We start from the raw sequence: 16460 nt of genomic DNA, 5'->3' as shown, positions 1-16460 counted from the left end.
ACCGTAGGTTGTGCTGACGCTAGGAAGCACAACAACCGCGGACGGTTGGTTGTGCCTCGCACGGCTCGGCATAACCTAAGGCGCGGCTCACCGAATGTTGCAGGTCATCCGAGCCGCGATAAATCCCTTACGGCACCATGGGCGGCGCTGGTCGTCAACAGGGCGTAAGCCTTGAGTGCGGTCGAGACCTGACGCTGGCGGTCGAGCGGTTTCCAAGCCGCCGCGCCGCGTGCCTCCATGGCGGCCCGGCGGGCGGCGAGGGTTTGCTCGTCCACGGCGAGATGAATCCGCCGGCTCGCGATCTCGATCTCGATCCGGTCGCCTTCCTCCACGAGTGCGATCAAGCCGCCGTCGGCTGCCTCGGGCGAGACATGGCCGATCGAAAGACCCGAGGTGCCACCCGAGAAGCGCCCGTCCGTGATGAGTGCGCAGTGTTTCCCGAGCCCCTTTGATTTGAGATAGCTGGTCGGGTAGAGCATCTCCTGCATGCCGGGGCCGCCCTTGGGGCCTTCGTAGCGGATGACCACGACGTCGCCTGCCTTGACCTGCTCGGTGAGGATGGCGGTCACCGCATCCTCCTGGCTCTCGTAGACACGGGCCGGTCCGGCGAAGGTCAGGATGGAGGCGTCGACCCCCGCGGTCTTGACGATGCAGCCCTCCTCGGCCAGATTGCCGAAGAGCACCGCAAGGCCGCCGTCGCGGCTGTAGGCATGCTCGAGATCACGGATGCAGCCTTCAGCGCGATCCAGGTCCAGATCCGGCCAGAGCTGCGACTGGCTGAAGGCGACCTGCGTCGGGATGCCGCCCGGCGCAGCCAGATAGCGACGACGCGCCTCTTCATCCTCGGTGTAGCGCACGTCCCAGCGCGCGAGCGCCTCGCCGAGGGTGGCGCTGTGCACGGTCGGCAGATCGCGATGGATCAGGCCGGCCCGGTCCAGCTCGGCGAGGATGCCGATCACGCCGCCGGCGCGATGCACATCCTCCATGTGATATTTCTGGGTCGAGGGCGCTACCTTGCAGAGGTTGGGTACGCGACGGCTCAGCCGATCGATGTCCTCCATCGTGAAGGGCACGCCGCCCTCGTAGGCGGCCGCCAGGAGGTGCAACACGGTGTTGGTGGATCCGCCCATGGCGATGTCCAGACTCATGGCGTTCTCGAACGCATCGAAGGTCGCGATCGAGCGCGGCAGCGCGCTGGCGTCGTCCTGCTCGTACCAGCGGCGCGCAAGCGAGACGATCAGCCGGCCGGCCTCCAGGAAGAGATCTTTGCGCGCGGCGTGGGTGGCGAGCAGCGAGCCGTTGCCGGGCAGGCTGAGCCCGAGCGCCTCGGTCAGGCAGTTCATGGAGTTGGCGGTGAACATTCCGGAGCAGGAGCCGCAGGTCGGACAGGCGGAGCGCTCGAGCTCGGCGACCGACGCGTCGCTTTCCTTCTCGTCACCCGCGGCGACCATGGCATCGACCAGGTCCAGATGCAGCTCTTTGCCGGCACGTACGACCTTGCCCGCCTCCATCGGTCCACCCGAGACGAAGACCGCCGGGATGTTCAGGCGCAAAGCCGCCATCAGCATGCCGGGGGTGATCTTGTCGCAGTTGGAGATGCAGACCAGCGCGTCCGCGCAGTGGGCGTTCGCCATGTACTCGACCGAGTCCGCGATCACCTCGCGCGAGGGCAAGGAATAGAGCATGCCGCCGTGACCCATGGCGATGCCGTCGTCGACCGCGATGGTGTTGAACTCCTTCGCCACGCCCCCTGCGGCCTCGATTTCACGCGCGACCAGCTGGCCTAGATCCTTCAGGTGGACGTGGCCGGGGACGAACTGGGTAAAGGAGTTGACCACAGCGATGATGGGCTTGTCGAAATCCGCATCCGTCATGCCGGTGGCGCGCCAGAGCGCGCGGGCGCCGGCCATGTTGCGGCCATGGGTGGTCGTGCGGGAGCGGTACTGGGGCATGAGAGGCTACCTGGCGGGGAGGATCGGATCCCGCCAAGTATACCCGGCTAAAACGCGCTCGGTAGGGCATGGCGGGTTTGGTGTTTGGGTTCGGCGGCGTGCGACTAATAACATCGGCAGGGGCGCGTTTTAGGATCTTGGATTCATCATCTTGAACCGCGTCCTCGCCGAGATCGAGTGACGGGCCGAGGTTGCGACCGACCACAACCCGGACCCGGAGCACGGGACGCGGTTCAACAACACTCAGTCTCGAGCACGTCGAGCTCGGCGATCAGCTCGGGTGCGTCGAGGCGATCGAGCAGGTCGCGGATGTCGTTGAGATGGCAGTGAATGTGATACAGCTCGTCGTGCGCTGGCCCTTTCTGGCCGTCGAGCTTGGCCGCGAGGTAGGTCCAGAAGGGGTCGGTCCGATCGGGCTCGCGCATCAGCTCGCGCAGATCGCCGATGAAGCGCTCTGCACGCTGGTCGCAGTTCAGCCCGACGAAGGACAGGTAGCGGTCGTTTGGGAGGGGTTGATTCATCGTGGTCATCCGGTTCAGTTGTCCTTCAAAACCCTGGTCGGCTGGCCGACGTTCCCCGCGTAGAAGACGATCAACTCCACCGGCTCGGCCCCTTCGTTGCGACCCTGATGGACCTGATCGACCAGCTCGACGATGGTGTCGCCGGCCTTGAGATGGAGCCTCTCGCCGGTATCGCTCACGACGGTCAGCTCGCCCTTCAGCATGACGCCCGCGTTGATGACGGGATGCAGGTGCGGTGGCAGATCCGCGCCGGGTGCGATGTGGTATTTGACGATGGTTACCTCAGGTTGACCGGTCCGATATGCCGGCAGCGGGGTGCCGTTCCAACTGGTGTGCGACTTGGCCAGGGTTTCGACCTGGACCCCGCTGATCTGATAGGCGAGCGCGCCGTGACTGGCCAGCACGGCGAAAAACCCGGCCAACAGCAGGCCGAGCGTGCGAGGGGGCGACATGAAGACTCCTTGGGGATTCGAGGTTCGGGCTTCGTAAATCATACAGGCTCGAGGATGATCGCGGCGTCGATGATCCGGCATCGGCGCCCCGACGCCTCGGCGTATAATCGCGCAACACTACAACGCATTCAAAACGGCCCGTGGCGGCGCCTGCCGACGACGGCCGTCCACCATCGACAATTCCAAGGCGGGAGATGTAACCATGACCGGAGAGACCCTGGCAGCAGCCGAGCATAGGGGCGATCGAAAGGGGCGGGGGATCCGTCTCGGCGAGGCGGTCGACGCACCGCGTTCGCAGTTCACGAGCGCCGACGGCTGGCGGATCGCCTATTACGCCGATACCTCCGTCGGCGGGCGCCCGCTGGTGCTGGTCCACAGCATCAACGCCGCGCCGAGCAGCTTCGAGGTCAAGCCGCTGTTCGAGCACTATCGCTCGCAGCGTCCCGTCTACAGCCTCGACCTTCCGGGATTCGGCCACTCCGAGCGTCGTCCGGCGGGCTATACACCGGAGCTCTTTGCCGACGTGCTCAAACAGTTTCTGGAGCAGGTCGTCGTGCAGCCCGCCGATGTCGTCGCCTTGTCGCTGAGTGCCGAATTCGCGGCACGCGCGATCGGCTCCAAACCCCGCTCCGTAGCCTCCATGGCGCTCATCGCACCGACCGGATTCAGTCAACGCGTGCCGCCGGGGCCGGGTTTCGGTCGCATCGTCCACCCGATCCTGAAGACCCCCGGACTGAGTCAAGCCCTCTTCGATCTCGTCGCCTCCAAGCGCAGCATCCGCTACTACCTCGGACAATCCTTCGTCGGCGAGCCGACGCAGGAGATCCTCGACTACGCCTACGCCACATCGCATCAGCCGGGAGCACGACACGCCCCTCTGGTCTTTCTCTCCATGCAGCTCTTCACGCCCGAAGCGACCGACCGGCTCTACGCGAGGCTCACGGATCTACCCGTGCTGGCCATCGCCGACCGCGACCCCTATATCGACTTCGAGCGGCTCGACGACTTCGTCGCACGTCACCCGAATTGGTCTCGGCAGCGGTTGGCGCCGAACATGGGCCTACCGCAATGGGAGCGCCTGCCCGAGACCGTTGCGGCTCTGGACGCCTTCTGGTCAAAGTCGGGCGCATAGGGCCGTTTTGCGCCGGCGCCGACCTTTACCCGTCGTCTCCGGCCAACGAATGGCCGGGATTCGCCGGGCATGTAGGGGCGAATTCATTCGCCCGATCGCCCCGGCAATAAGCCGTCGAGGTGAAACAGACCACCTTTCGGCTCGACGGCGTCTTGCTTCCGCCGTCCGAGCGCGCCGATGCCCCGCTGATCTTCGCCGAGGCCCCGTTCCAAGGCCGCCCGACCTTCGACGCGCGTTGGTTGGCGTCGATTTCCTGTATCTCTACCGCCACAGGGTCGCCCGTCCCTGGCTGGCCATCGTGGTCTTCCCGGACCGCCCCGCCGACACCGGAATCATCACCCCTTACGCGGCTCTCATCGGCTGCGGGCTTCTGCGGCGCGTCTATCTGAGCGATCTGCTCGGCGCCGAGCACCTCGGCTTCAACGTCCGACTCGCCCGATTGATCATCCTGGACCAAGCGCAAGCCTCAGTCGAGGCGCGCGCACTGGCGGCGGAACGCGAGAGCACGGCCGATCCGCTGGAAACCCTGGATCTGATCGAGACGATTCTGGTGTATGAATTCCCTCAACTGACCCGCGAGGAGATCCGCGCCATGCTGCACTTGCCCGTCACCGATGTGAAAAAGACACTGTCGTACCAAGAGGCTTAAGGCGAAGGTCGAGAGGAAGGACGAGAGGAAGGCCGGCTCGAACTGGTTCTGCGCTTGCTCACCCGGCGCTGCGGTGTGTTGACGCCGCCGCATTTGGAGAAGATCCGCGCCCTCGACGGCGCCCAGCTCGGAGCTCTCGGCGAGGCCCTGCTGGATTTTGGCTCGACCGAGGATCTTGAGGCCTGGTTGCGGGATCACTGATTGCGCAGTGATGAATACCTTTCGCTGGAATGTCGCCCTCTCGGTCGACACCGACCGGTGCCTTCGCTTGTTTCTGGCCAGCCAGGGCGGTGGCCGGAAAGGCGACCTGTCGCGACTCATCGAGGAAGCGGTACAGGCACACATCCTGGAATTGACCGCCGAGCAGGCCAAGGCCGCCAATACCCAACTGAGTGAGGCGGAATTGACCTCGATGGTCGATGAAGCCATCGGCTGGGCGCGTAAGCGCTGATGCGGGTCGTGTTGGATACCACGAAGCACCGGCTCGGTTTCCGGTCTCTACCGTGGCGAAGCCGGGGGATTGTGGAATCAGCAAAGGGTGCTTACTCTGAGCCCTCTCAATTACGGAAGAATCTCAACCATGGAGCGGAAAGCAGCCGGGTTCGCCTGACCCCCTCCCCCTGAGGTTCCGTAAGTCACCGCGTCAAGCGCCTCGTCGAAGTGCACATCACCACTTCCCCGAATGTCGACGTACCTTCCGCGCAACGAGCCGAATATCTCGCCCGATCCGACCACTCGGACTGCAGTATGAGGGGCGTAAACCGCTACATGCGAATTGTTGGCGCCGCCGACGAATACGCCAGGCTGATTGTTGTTGGCGTCTTTGTAGCTGCTAAACAGCTGAACAGCAGCCTTTTTGCTGTCACCATCCCCTCGAACGAAAGACGGCGACTCCCCCAATAGGTTTGATCCACCACTAAGTGTCGTTTTACCGGTAACGAGCAACGTTAGACTGGCATCTTTCGCGATCTGAAGCTGAGTGTTGTTACCGAGATCAAAATTGCCGTCGACAACAAGCGTGACATCGCCCTCGATTCGAATACCTGCCAAGTTTCCCGATGTCGTGAGCTCTTTGTCCACTCTGAGCATGAGCTGCTGCCCGGACACGCCGATTGTGCTTGTCGAGCTTCCTGTGCCTGTAAGCGTCAGCTTCTTCGCCTTATCATCGATGCATTTTGTCCCGCAATTGCTTTTCAGCCATTCGGAGGCTTGAAGGGTATTAGGGTTATTCCAAACGTCTGCAAACATTTTTCCCGGCGTGTCGGTTTTCGGATCTCGCAACTCTAATTGATCACAGCTCTCTCCGCTATTAATTAAGCTTGGAATAGTCAGGTCAACATCCGAACGGTACTTCTCCGACAATGCTTGAAGCTTCGGATCCCATTTCCACCAGTCAGGCCATTGTGACTTTCCAGCTGCATCAATTGATGGAGGGGGATTGGCTGTCGCTTGGACCACAGCATCCCCTCCAGCCATCACATGGCCGCCTTGAGTAGAAGCGGTTCCAAAGGTAACATTGCCTCCCGCAGTGAGCGTGCCCTGAATGTTTCCGTTTGCAGAAACGTTCCCTTCCGCTGAGACATTTCCGTAGACCGGTGTTCCGCCGGACAGAGACAGGTTGCTTCCCGTAAAAACCAAATCCCCGTAGATCGGGGCATTTCCGGATAAGGATCCGGTCGCGTCTGCCTGAGTAGTACGGACGGTCACGTTGGTCCGTAGGCTGTTTCGTCGAGCTTCGCCGGCGCTAATATCCGTATACCACTCGTCATATCCACCGAGATTTGAGTCGAAGCTATCAATCTGTCCGCTTCCTGTCATATTGATTCCGGAGCACCCAACAACTCCATCTTCGAATGGGCTGACTCCAGCATTGGCGACCGCAGAGGGTGCCTCAAGAACAACCGATATTCGAGTGATCGCGAGCGATTCCGGAACGTCGTCCCGTCGCGCGGCTCCATTCACTTGTGCGGTGACTTGAGCATTCGGAGAAACCACCCAGGTCAACTCGCTTGGATCAATCCAGAAAAAACCGAAATTGCCTATGAAAGGCGACCCTCCGTCTTCGGTTGGGATCCTGTTGGTGTCCCAAAGTAAATCGCCGTTACGCCAACTCATCCATTGTGTGGCGGTAAGGGAGCTAGCCCACTCGAACAACTCTGATGCGCCTGCTTCCGCGGCCATCTGTGATATCAGCTTATTATTTTGGTTCGACGTCATCATCTCCTGCATACGGCTTCCACGCATCGATGTGATGGCGAGAAGGCTGGCAACCGTAATCAAGATCAGGCCGATGATGAGAGCTGCGCCACGCTCTTGCCGATTTCGTAACGAACGCTTCATCATCCAACTCCAATTTGTGTTGAAACCACAGGATGTTTTGGATCTGCGATCTATGCCTCTTCGTGGCGGTCAGGCTCCACCGAGATCCAACATGACCCTATTTCTCAAGGTTGCGACAAAACTGACAGTACCTGCCGGGGTAAGGAGCGTGACTTTCACGCTACGGACGGCGGAGAAGTCGTTGATCTCCGAGCTTTCCACATAGTCCTCATCTGAAATCCAATCGCTCGAATCATTACTGCGCCCGTAAAGCACTGAAAATGCGTCTTGTGTATCCAATAGTCCGGTGACTATAGCTTCAGTCCGATCACCGTTGTTGCACCGTAGAGTATTTCCGAATCGAAAGAAAGTATTGCTACGGGATACCCTAGGATTATCGTCTTTGCCTTCGCCTAGACAATCCTGGACGCCGTCTCCGCGTTCGAATGTGACGACAAGCGTACTATTATCGCCGGAAACACTAGTTCCGCTCCTAACGGCTCTTGAAATGGTATAGGCGGCGAAACGTATTGCCTCCTGAGATGTCTCCAAATCTGCCTTGGTTCGGTAGGTTTCTTGGCTGGAGACGAAGACACTCAATGCGCCGCCGATAATGAACAGACTCAGTGTCATTGCAACCAAGAGCTCGGTTAACGTAAATCCGGATATCGGGCGTCGGGACCACCCCCGCACCTTGGCGCTGCTCTTCATGGATTGCATCCGGGCAAAGTCGGCAGGACTGCATGATGTTCAAATGAGGCAGTCTTGCCATCAATTTCCTGATCGTCGTTGCTACCGAGCCTTTCGGTCCATTCGATGTTAATTGTGTAAATACCGTCGATCTCGCTCAGCGGGCCGCCATCTTGATGAACCCATCCTGGGAGAGGAGTCGGATCGGTCGCGATGATCGATGTCTCCCAATCTTCGGCAACGGACTCGGCATTATCGGGTAATGTGCAGATTCCCGCCCAAAGTCGTTCTACCAGATCCCCTGCCAACACGGTAGCGACGCTGCGATGATAGCTCTCGCTCGCATATTGCACGGATTTCAATTGGAGTGCGGCAATGGAAAGTAAACCGACCGAGACGATCACCATAGTGATCAGTGTTTCGATAAGTGTAACACCGTATTGACGAAAAGGAGACGTCATGATCGGCATGGGTTTAGTCCCCGCAAGCCTCCTTTTCTACCGAGATGGAACCGCTTGATATGATTCGAATGCAACGCGCTTCCTTCCTGCCGGATTGTGCTACCGCAAGCTGTACGGAGGTCGTAACATTTCCCGCGCTTGCGTAAGTGATCAACGCTGGTCCGGATGCCTCGACGGAGTCGGGCAAAGGCGGGAAGACCTGGATCAGGCGTTCGTCTTCGTCGCGTGATCCGCTGTCATTCGCATCGTGAAATAGGATCCAGCCAGCGGACCAAGGCGTCTCTTTCGTGCATGTATCTTCGTCGGTGCTCGGGCACAGGGTCATGCGTGTCGCATGGCGAACCGCCTCGCTACGGGCGAGCTGCAACCCCATCAGAATGTCATTGGTAGCCGCGCTCAGCTGGTTACGTGCCGAAAGCTCCCGAAACGACGGAACAGCGAGGGCGAGCAGGATGAACATGATCGCGAGACCGGCCATCAATTCGATCAGCGTGAAGCCTTGATGCCTGCGTGAGGTCATGATCGAAGTCGTCCACTACCAGCAATCATCCGCATCGTCCGAGTCGCGGGAGCCGGTATGAGTCAGGGTCAACCTCTCGCAGCGCGAATACTTCTCTTGATCGCCCGCTGCCTCGGCAGTGAGTGTGTAGCCTTGTCCATCGTCGTCCGTGTCGACCGTAATCTCATAAAAGACCGTTCCCCCGTCCCGGGGCGACTGCGCGAGACCCGAGTCGTCTTCGAAGCTCTCATCGTCGGGATAGACGTTCTCGAGCGTGTATTGGCGCTCCATCCATTGCGCAGCCTCCAGCAAGACCCCCTTGGCGTCCGTCATTCGAGCCTTTCGAACGTGGTCTACGTAGGACGGGAAGGCGATGCCCGCGAGGATCGCGACGATCGCGACGACAACCATCAACTCGATGAGGGTGAAACCGCTGTTGTGCGTCGATCGGGCTTTCACGGGGGCTCCGGAGGTCAGTCAGTCGGTTGGTTATTCCGCAAGATATACGCCACAGGGAACCTGCTTGTCGAATATCGGGCGGTTTCGGCGCGGGCGTGCGGATCCGGCATCGGCGCGGCACGCAGAGCAGTTTCGGCGTTCGTCCGACAGGTTGGCCGCACGCGCTTGATTCACCGGGCAGGATCGGCGGCGCAAGGAGCGGCTCACGGGGCGGGCGCCGGGCCGTTTGGTCTCAGCCGGGCGGGGTCCGGCAACGAGGACTGCGGTTTCCCGGGCGGTGCGGCTGATGTCGGTTGTGCGGAGTGTCTTTCCGAGCGCGACAAATTCGTCAGTTTGAGACGCTCAGCGCGAGCGCACGGAAGCCGATGTTGGCCGGGCATCGGTGATCTCGACGGTTATCGCCGTCCGGCTTCTACCGTGATCTGTGCGCTTGCTCCCGGTTGTCGGCTTGACGGGCTGCCAGACTTCAAGTCGAGATGAGGGTTCGTCCGCGCGTCCGTTTCTCCGCGAACTGACCCTACGACCTTTCCCCGGCAGGGGAGACCCCCACGAAGCAAGGTTCTCCTCCGCCGACCGATCTCGTGGCAAAGAGCCGCGGGACCACGAGCGAGCAGCGAGCGACCGCCATGATCAGATTCTCACATCAACCGCCCGATCATGAACTCGGCGGCAAGCAGTTTCGGGATCGGATCTCTTCGCCGACGGGGCTCGACGCTGCATCCGCTGGTGAGCATCACGCGCCCGGTACGTCGCCACCCATCAGCGCACGTTGCTGGGCCGAGCACAAGTGTGGATGGGTGGATCCTGAAGTCTGCGCCCCGCGCCCATCCAAGCCGCCAGGTCCCGGCGGTCGGAATCGGGCAGCTCGCAAGCGCGGCTTCACCCTGATCGAGCTGATGATCACGGTCGCCATCATCGGCATCCTCGCCGCCGTCGCCTATCCGAGCTATCAGGAGCATGTCCGCAAGGCCAATCGGGCCGAAACTCAAGCATTTCTCATGGATCTTTCTCAGAAGCAACAACTGTACCTGTTTGGCGCACGACAATATGCGCCGACACTGGGCGATCTCGGCGCAACGCTACCGGAGCGCGTGGACCTGTTCTATACCGTCGACATCGCTATCGCCACTCAGCCGCCCGCATTCACTCTGACTGCGACACCGAAGGCAACTTCCATGCAGGTTCGTGACCTCGGGGGGCAGGCGCTGACGATCAATCAGGCCGGCGCCAAGGGGCCAAGCGGGACTTGGTGAGCAGTAGGAGGCTCTGATGATGACTGTGCAGGCGAGTCCGAACGGATTGCAGCCGATCGCCGGCCGTCTTACCTCGATGCGCGGATTTACCCTGCTCGAGTTGATGCTCGTTGTCACCATAGCCGCGATTCTGAGCGGTATCGGGGTACCGTCATTCGCACGCTTCATCGCCGAGCAGCGCACCATCGCCGCCGCGAGCGACATCCAGATGGCTCTGTGGAGGGTTCGCTCCGAGGCGATCAGGCTTCGAGCGGACATCGGGCTCGTGCCGGCGGATCCGGAAGCCGGCTGGGAGTCGGGTTGGGTGGCGGTGGATCCGACGACGAGCGGCCATGAGCTGATGCGCCGTGGTCCCCTCGTCGGTGTGACGCTGGCCGGTGGTCCGTCGCAGATCCTCTATCGGGCCTCCGGACGTCTTCGCGGCACCGCCATGTCCGGGATCGAAATCGCCTCGAAAACCAACAGCGCGGTTGAGAAGCGCTGCGTGCATATCGATCTGAGCGGTCAGCCCATGATGGTGAAGGGCGGATGTTCGCGATGAAACGGCTTCATGCCCCGCGGCGCAGATGGTCGGGCTTCACGCTCGTGGAAGTGCTTGTGACCGCGGTCATCATTGCCTTCGGCTTGCTGAGTCTCTCGGCGCTGCAGGCCAAAATGGTCATGCTGCAGATGGAGGGCTACCAGCGTGCGCACGCTCTGGTCTTGGCCGAGGATATGGCGGCGCGAATCAACAGTCAGCGCCTGAGTGCCAAAGCAGGCGACTATGCGTCGAGCGGCTCGCCCGCTGTCCTCGGCACCGGAGACAACTACAGCGACTGCACGGCCTTGACCGATATTCCGGCGCGCGATCTCTGCGAGTGGAGTCTTGCGCTGAAAGGCGCCGGAACGACGGAAGATGTCGATGGCGAGGTGAGTTTCCTGGGCGCAATGATCGATGCCCGGGGTTGCCTGGAGCATATTCGATCGAGCCCGGAGGCCTTTCGTGTCAGCGTGGTCTGGCAGGGATTGAGCGACACGGTCGCCCCGAGCGCGGCTCTGAGCTGCGGTCGGGACCAATACGGCAGCGAGCTGCGTCGCCGTGTGCTCGCCATCACCGTGACCCTGGCTAACCTGAACTAACGCCATGACGACCCTCGTATCACCGACGCGCTTGAGCCAGGCTGGATTCACAATGATCGAGCTCATGATCGCGATGCTGATCGGTATCTTACTGCTCGGACCGCTCGCTGTGATTTTGTCGAATAACAGCCGCACCCGCTATGATATCGAAAACTCGGTTCGGCAGATTCAGAGTGCTCGGTATGCGCTCCAAATCTTGACGGACGAGATCGGCAACGCCGGTTTTTATGGCGAAGCGCGTATACAGAGCGGCGGCGATCTTCCTTCGCCCTGTCTCGTCGCGACGGACATCACCGAAGATGTCCTGAGCTACCCCATCCAAGGTGAGGGCAATCTCGCAACGAAGCCCGAGAGTTGCTCGAGCATGGACGCCTTTTTCCAGAACAGCGATCTGATCGTCGTGCGGCGGGCCAGCACCTGTGCCGTCGGTCAGCCGGGTTGCGACACATTGCTGGCGGGGCTTCCGCACATTCAACAGCCCGCTTGCCCCGCGGCGGCAGCGCTCATCATCGGGACCGAATTGGACGCATTCACGGGAATCCTGCGCCCGTGCGATGCGGCGGTGCCGCAGGCGGCTCCGATCTACAGGTTGTTCCATCGGGTCTATTACATATCTCAGAACTATGAGCCGGGCGACGGTATTCCAACGCTCAAGCGCATCGATTTCAAAGGTGCGCCGATTCCTATTGCCGCGGGGATCGAGCGCATGCACCTGCAATACGGCCTAGATATGAGCGGCGACGGCGAGCCCGATCTGTATGCAGCGGCAGAGACGCTGGACGCAGCGGATTGGCGCGAAATCGTTGCCGTGCGGATCCACATTCTCGCGCGCAATCAGCAGGCGACACATGGCTATCAAGATGCGCGGACGTACCTTCTGGGCGAAGAGGAGGTCGGTCCATTCTACGACGATTTCAGGCGGCAGGCCTACAGCACGACCGTGCGCATGAATAATGTCGCGGGGCCGAGGGAGCAATAATCATGAACGAGGCTAATCTCCTTCGAAAAGGCGAACGAGGTGCTGTCCTCGTGATCGCCCTGATCATGCTCCTGATTACGACGCTTATAGCCGTCGCGACCTTCGAGATGGGCTCCACCAACTTTCTCGTCGTCGCCAATCTGGAGGCGCAGCGGCAAGCTCAGAAGGCGGCCGAGTCGACGCTGGAAGAGGCGATTACCCGATGGACACAGTTGAAGAATAGTCTGGTTATCGAGGACGAGGCGGTCTTCTACTGCCAAGGCCGCAAGAATCACAAATGTATCGATATCAACGAGGACAGTATAGTCGATATCGACATTGCGCTCGACGACCCGAATCCGTTTTGTATTTCGGTGTCGCCCATTACGAACGACAGTCTCGATCCGGCCGATATGGATGATCAGGGCTGCTTTATCGGAAAGGCACAAACGGGCGCGGTCGACGGCTCCGGATCCGGCCGCATGTCGATGTGCTCCGACGCGGTTTGGGATATTTATGCGACCGTGACGGACCTGCCGTGGTCCGACTCAAGGCCGGCGCGGGCGATCGTCAGGCAAGGCGTGGGCGTTCGCGAATCCAACAACAGCATTCCCCACGAATGCCGGTGAAAACATCGAGGAATCCAGCCCATGTTGCCTTCACTGCGGAATCTCGGTCTGATGTCTCTGATTCCGGCACTGCTCATCGCAGGCGTGCCGGTTCATGCGGAGGATATCGATATCTTCGTAGGCGGAACCGGGGCCGCGACCTCGAAACCGAATCTGCTTTTCGTCTTGGACAATACGGGCAACTGGAGCCGCAACGATCAACACTGGCTTCCTAAAGGGACGACGCAAGGACAAGCGGAGGTTCAAGCGATTCGCAACGTGCTGACGAACCTGACCGGCAAGGTCAACGTCGGCGTGATGATGTACTCAACTCAGGGGAACCAGAACGACAGTGGATATGTTAGGCATGCGCTTCGGTTTCTTGACGAATCCAATCAGGAGACCTTGACCGGGAAGCTCGATCGAATTTGGGACAACATCAATAGCCCGGACGAAAAGCGTCAGTCCGGTCCGAAATACGGCTATCTCTTTCATGATGTTTACAACTATCTCGGTGGATCTGCCGCGCTGGAGGGCGGGATCGGAGCCCCTTCCGGGCTTGCCGATTCGCAAGGTTATTCGACCAACTATTCACGTTTTCTCTCGCCGCTGAGCAGCGCTGATCTCTGTGCAGATACCTACGTCGTCTTTATCACAAACCCGCAGAGTAACGGCCCGACAGCCGATGATGGAGCAAATTCTAACGCCTTGCGTGCGCTGATCGAGGGTTCCGGGGGTGTTGCCGACCGATTGGCGGGTGAAGGAGGGAGCGCGACGCCGATCCCGATTCCACGATTCACGCTCAACAGAACCGCCGAGGATGTCAATCTTGGATATAGCGACTGCTATAAGAAGCAGTCGGATTGCACGAGCGATGTCAGCGGCAGCACCAGCAGTTGTATGGTGGACGGTTACAGCGTTTGTGCATGCCTTCCGTATGTGAAGACGCCCAACGAATGCGGCAACAAAAATTACAACAAATACATGGTTCAAGGCTCTATCGTGACTGAGCTCATGCAGCCGACCGGAGAGTCTGATCTATCGTCCGGAGAGGCGTGGAACCTGGATGACTGGACGAAGTTTCTTTACCTGCGAGGTGTGCCGGTTCCGAATGCGACACCGTCCGGCTCGCGTGTTCGGGTGATCACTTATACGATCGATGTCTTCAACAAGAAGCAGTCTCGGGAGCATACGGGCCTGATGATGAGCACCGCGAAGGCCGGTGGTGGTCGCTATTTCTTCGCTCGAAATCAAGAGACTCTTGAGGATATTCTCAACACGATCATCTCCGAGATCATCTCGGTCAATTCGACGTTCGCATCCGCGTCTCTGCCGATCAGCGCAACCAATCGCGCCCAAAACGAGAATCAGGTCTTTATCGGAATGTTCCGTCCGGCGCAATTTGCGGCGCCGCGCTGGTTCGGCAACCTGAAGCGCTATCAGTTGAAATTTTTCGGCAATGAGCTCGATCTGGCGGATCGCGCCGGTCTACGGGCTATCAATACACTGTCCGGCTTTGTTGCGGAATGCGCGTCGAGCTATTGGACCGCCGATTCGCAGGACTATTGGCAGTCGCTCGATATCGTCCCTGACCCGAGGAGTCAGTGCGGCAACGTCACCCACCCCTATTCTGATCAACCGGACGGCCCATTCGTCGAAAAGGGTGCCGTGGGACAGGTCTTGAGGATGTCCGACGTTGCCTCTCGAAAAGTCTATACGGTAGCTGGTGGCGCGTTGGCGTCCTTCACTGCGGCGACATCGGGACTGAGTCAGGACCTTGTCGACTACACGCGCGGCGAGGATATCGACGACATGGACAAGGACGGGGATCGCGCCGAGGGACGACCGACCATCCACGGCGATATCGTGCATTCGCGCCCCTTGCCGATCAACTACGGGCAGGCGACGGGGGTCACCGTGTTCTACGGGACCAATGACGGGATGCTACGTGCAGTCGATGCCGTCAACGGCGTCGAGCGCTGGGCATTCATCGCGCCCGAGCATTACGCGCGGCTGCAGAGACTGCGCGACAATCTGCCTATCGTGGCGTTCCCTGATCAGGATCAGACCGCGAATCCGCTGCCGAAGGATTATTTTTTCGACGGCTCGTTTGGGCAGGTCGTGCGCTACGACGGCGACAACGAGGTCGACACGGCCTGGATCTTCCCCACGCAGCGCCGAGGCGGGCGAATGGTGTACGGGTTCGACGTCACCTCCCCCGCCAGCCCCGGGCTGCTTTGGCGGCAGGGCTGTCCGAATCCGGTCGACGACGCCGGATGCAGCAGCGGCTTCACAGGTCTCGGACACACCTGGTCGATTCCGAATGCGGGTTACGTCGGAGGTTATCTCAACGCCTCCGGAGCACCCCGGCCCGTGCTGGTGATGGGAGGCGGCTATGACCCCTGCGAAGACCATGAGACCGCGACTGCAGCCTGCGGTAGCGAGTCGAAAGGCCGCGCTGTCTATATTCTCGATGCCGCCTCCGGCGCAGTGCTCAAGACCTTCCCAACCGAACGTGCCGTACCCGCGGACGTGAGCCTGGTCGACATCGATTTCGATGATCTGATCGACGTTGCCTATGCCGCGGATACCGGGGGCAACCTCTACCGCATCAGCTTTGTAGATCCGAGTACAGGTGCGCCAGTCGGTGTCGATAGTTGGAGCATCCTTAAGATCGCCCGGACCCAAGGCGCCGCTCGGAAGTTCCTCTACGGCCCCGCGGTTATGGCCTACAAAGGCACGGTGTATCTTGCCGTTGGGTCAGGTAATCGCGAACAGCCGCTCGACACCGATTACCCGTATGCCACTTCGGTTCAGGATCGGTTCTACATTTTTCTCGATCGCCCGCGCGATGTTGCCGATGCGGATGGCAACGGCTATCCGTTCAATCTCGACGATACGACGACGATGCTCAACTACACCGCCGACCCAGGTTGCGATGGCGGACAGGTCGTACCCGGATCGACTGCGCGAGGCTGGTTCATGAATCTATCGAACCGAGGCGAGCAGACCGTGACCAATGCGCTTATCGTTGCCGGCATGGCAACCTTCAGCACGTCACGGCCCGGGGGTGCCGTGACCGGCGGCGTTTGCGCGCGGCCGATCGGGATTGCGGCCGGTTATTGGGTCAACCTCTTCAACGGATCCGGGGCAATCGGGGTCGACGGCACCTGCGGCGGCAGGCGCTCGAGCGAGTTGGCAGGTGGCGGCTTGCCCCCCGCACCCGTGCTCGCCACCGTCCCGGTGGACGGTAAGCCGACCACCGTCGTGATTGGTGCCCCGCCGCGCGATGGCTCGACCGGGACGCCGATCAGCCCACAAGAGGTCCAGCCCGCCATCACCAACAAGCGTTCGCGACTCTTCTGGAGCAGCGATATCGATCGGTGAT

The 16460-nt window shown here is 60.5% G+C and carries 16 protein-coding genes and 2 pseudogenes; 10 read left to right on the top strand and 8 right to left on the bottom strand.

Features of this window, described 5'->3' with window-relative positions:
* Positions 1-104 precede the first annotated feature (104 nt).
* The 3 genes from ilvD to BLV04_RS15380 all read right to left on the bottom strand — a co-directional run bounded on the left by ilvD (position 105) and on the right by BLV04_RS15380 (position 2925).
* The gene (gene ilvD, locus BLV04_RS15390; protein WP_093033956.1) at positions 105-1952 is read right to left on the bottom strand and encodes a dihydroxy-acid dehydratase; all 1848 of its coding nucleotides are present in this window, start codon (positions 1950-1952) and stop codon (positions 105-107) included.
* Positions 1953-2185: 233 nt separating this feature from the next.
* Positions 2186-2473, bottom strand: coding sequence for a N(2)-fixation sustaining protein CowN (gene cowN / locus BLV04_RS15385; RefSeq protein ID WP_093034022.1), 288 nt, complete (start codon positions 2471-2473; stop codon positions 2186-2188).
* Between the two features lie 14 nt (positions 2474-2487).
* Positions 2488-2925, bottom strand: a complete 438-nt coding sequence (locus BLV04_RS15380) for a cupin domain-containing protein (RefSeq protein WP_093034019.1) — start codon at positions 2923-2925, stop codon at positions 2488-2490.
* A 202-nt stretch (positions 2926-3127) separates the two neighbouring features.
* On the opposite strand from BLV04_RS15380, the gene BLV04_RS15375 reads away from it, so the two are divergent.
* The 4 genes and pseudogenes from BLV04_RS15375 (at position 3128) to BLV04_RS15360 (ending at position 5157) form a co-directional block, all read left to right on the top strand.
* Positions 3128-4057, top strand: coding sequence for an alpha/beta fold hydrolase (locus BLV04_RS15375; protein WP_093033953.1), 930 nt, complete (start codon positions 3128-3130; stop codon positions 4055-4057).
* Positions 4058-4176: 119 nt separating this feature from the next.
* Positions 4177-4706, top strand: a pseudogene (locus tag BLV04_RS15370) (DUF2887 domain-containing protein).
* 24 nt (positions 4707-4730) lie between these two features.
* Positions 4731-4907: pseudogene (locus BLV04_RS15365) on the top strand (DUF4351 domain-containing protein); the annotation flags it as partial.
* A gap of 10 nt (positions 4908-4917) precedes the next feature.
* Complete coding sequence (locus BLV04_RS15360; protein WP_093033943.1) at positions 4918-5157, top strand: ribbon-helix-helix domain-containing protein; 240 nt, start codon at positions 4918-4920, stop codon at positions 5155-5157.
* 110 nt (positions 5158-5267) lie between these two features.
* Here BLV04_RS15360 and BLV04_RS15355 read toward each other — a convergent pair whose 3' ends face one another.
* From BLV04_RS15355 to BLV04_RS15335, 5 genes are all read right to left on the bottom strand, one after another.
* A complete protein-coding gene (locus tag BLV04_RS15355; RefSeq protein ID WP_093033940.1) occupies positions 5268-7049 on the bottom strand; it encodes a pilus assembly PilX family protein in 1782 nt (593 codons plus the stop codon).
* A gap of 66 nt (positions 7050-7115) precedes the next feature.
* Entirely contained in the window at positions 7116-7736 is a 621-nt protein-coding gene (locus BLV04_RS15350) for a PilW family protein (RefSeq protein WP_093033937.1), read from the bottom strand.
* Positions 7733-8185, bottom strand: coding sequence for a type IV pilus modification protein PilV (pilV, locus tag BLV04_RS15345; protein WP_093033934.1), 453 nt, complete (start codon positions 8183-8185; stop codon positions 7733-7735). Before pilV (BLV04_RS15345) ends, BLV04_RS15350 begins: the two co-directional genes overlap by 4 nt.
* A gap of 4 nt (positions 8186-8189) precedes the next feature.
* On the bottom strand, positions 8190-8696 hold the full coding sequence (locus BLV04_RS15340) for a GspH/FimT family pseudopilin (RefSeq protein ID WP_093034016.1): 507 nt from the start codon (positions 8694-8696) through the stop codon (positions 8190-8192).
* Positions 8697-8711: 15 nt separating this feature from the next.
* Complete coding sequence (locus BLV04_RS15335; protein WP_093033931.1) at positions 8712-9134, bottom strand: type IV pilin protein; 423 nt, start codon at positions 9132-9134, stop codon at positions 8712-8714.
* 581 nt (positions 9135-9715) lie between these two features.
* Here BLV04_RS15335 and BLV04_RS25905 point away from each other — a divergent pair.
* From BLV04_RS25905 to BLV04_RS15305, 6 genes are all read left to right on the top strand, one after another.
* A complete protein-coding gene (locus BLV04_RS25905; RefSeq protein WP_281241854.1) occupies positions 9716-10387 on the top strand; it encodes a type IV pilin protein in 672 nt (223 codons plus the stop codon).
* A gap of 16 nt (positions 10388-10403) precedes the next feature.
* The gene (locus BLV04_RS15325; RefSeq protein ID WP_093033926.1) at positions 10404-10928 is read left to right on the top strand and encodes a GspH/FimT family pseudopilin; all 525 of its coding nucleotides are present in this window, start codon (positions 10404-10406) and stop codon (positions 10926-10928) included.
* Positions 10925-11506 (top strand): type IV pilus modification protein PilV, encoded by a 582-nt coding sequence (pilV, locus tag BLV04_RS15320; protein ID WP_217633708.1) that lies wholly within the window; start codon positions 10925-10927, stop codon positions 11504-11506. The genes BLV04_RS15325 and pilV (BLV04_RS15320) overlap by 4 nt, the downstream gene beginning before the upstream one ends.
* A 4-nt stretch (positions 11507-11510) precedes the next feature.
* Positions 11511-12485 carry a PilW family protein gene (locus BLV04_RS15315; protein WP_093033919.1) on the top strand — a complete coding sequence of 325 codons (975 nt, stop codon included), beginning with the start codon at positions 11511-11513 and terminating at the stop codon, positions 12483-12485.
* Positions 12486-12487: 2 nt separating this feature from the next.
* Positions 12488-13093: a pilus assembly PilX family protein gene (locus tag BLV04_RS15310; protein WP_093033917.1), complete on the top strand. Its 606-nt coding sequence runs from the start codon at positions 12488-12490 to the stop codon at positions 13091-13093.
* A 165-nt stretch (positions 13094-13258) separates the two neighbouring features.
* Positions 13259-16459 (top strand): pilus assembly protein, encoded by a 3201-nt coding sequence (locus BLV04_RS15305; protein ID WP_175534649.1) that lies wholly within the window; start codon positions 13259-13261, stop codon positions 16457-16459.
* Position 16460: the final 1 nt, after the last annotated feature.

The organism is Thiocapsa roseopersicina (assembly GCF_900106925.1).
In the GTDB taxonomy this organism is placed as follows: Bacteria; Pseudomonadota; Gammaproteobacteria; order Chromatiales; family Chromatiaceae; genus Thiocapsa; species Thiocapsa roseopersicina.
This window is presented reverse-complemented; position numbering and strand designations above follow the sequence as displayed.

What these genes read in the sequence shown, in the direction of transcription:
- ilvD (WP_093033956.1), bottom strand. Translation starts at nt 1,952, where the DNA reads ATGCCCCAGTACCGCTCCCGCACGACCACCCATGGCCGCAACATGGCC.
- cowN (WP_093034022.1), bottom strand. Translation starts at nt 2,473, where the DNA reads ATGAATCAACCCCTCCCAAACGACCGCTACCTGTCCTTCGTCGGGCTG.
- BLV04_RS15380 (WP_093034019.1), bottom strand. Translation starts at nt 2,925, where the DNA reads ATGTCGCCCCCTCGCACGCTCGGCCTGCTGTTGGCCGGGTTTTTCGCC.
- BLV04_RS15375 (WP_093033953.1), top strand. Translation starts at nt 3,128, where the DNA reads ATGACCGGAGAGACCCTGGCAGCAGCCGAGCATAGGGGCGATCGAAAG.
- BLV04_RS15360 (WP_093033943.1), top strand. Translation starts at nt 4,918, where the DNA reads ATGAATACCTTTCGCTGGAATGTCGCCCTCTCGGTCGACACCGACCGG.
- BLV04_RS15355 (WP_093033940.1), bottom strand. Translation starts at nt 7,049, where the DNA reads ATGATGAAGCGTTCGTTACGAAATCGGCAAGAGCGTGGCGCAGCTCTC.
- BLV04_RS15350 (WP_093033937.1), bottom strand. Translation starts at nt 7,736, where the DNA reads ATGAAGAGCAGCGCCAAGGTGCGGGGGTGGTCCCGACGCCCGATATCC.
- pilV (WP_093033934.1), bottom strand. Translation starts at nt 8,185, where the DNA reads ATGCCGATCATGACGTCTCCTTTTCGTCAATACGGTGTTACACTTATC.
- BLV04_RS15340 (WP_093034016.1), bottom strand. Translation starts at nt 8,696, where the DNA reads ATGACCTCACGCAGGCATCAAGGCTTCACGCTGATCGAATTGATGGCC.
- BLV04_RS15325 (WP_093033926.1), top strand. Translation starts at nt 10,404, where the DNA reads ATGATGACTGTGCAGGCGAGTCCGAACGGATTGCAGCCGATCGCCGGC.
- pilV (WP_217633708.1), top strand. Translation starts at nt 10,925, where the DNA reads ATGAAACGGCTTCATGCCCCGCGGCGCAGATGGTCGGGCTTCACGCTC.
- BLV04_RS15315 (WP_093033919.1), top strand. Translation starts at nt 11,511, where the DNA reads ATGACGACCCTCGTATCACCGACGCGCTTGAGCCAGGCTGGATTCACA.
- BLV04_RS15310 (WP_093033917.1), top strand. Translation starts at nt 12,488, where the DNA reads ATGAACGAGGCTAATCTCCTTCGAAAAGGCGAACGAGGTGCTGTCCTC.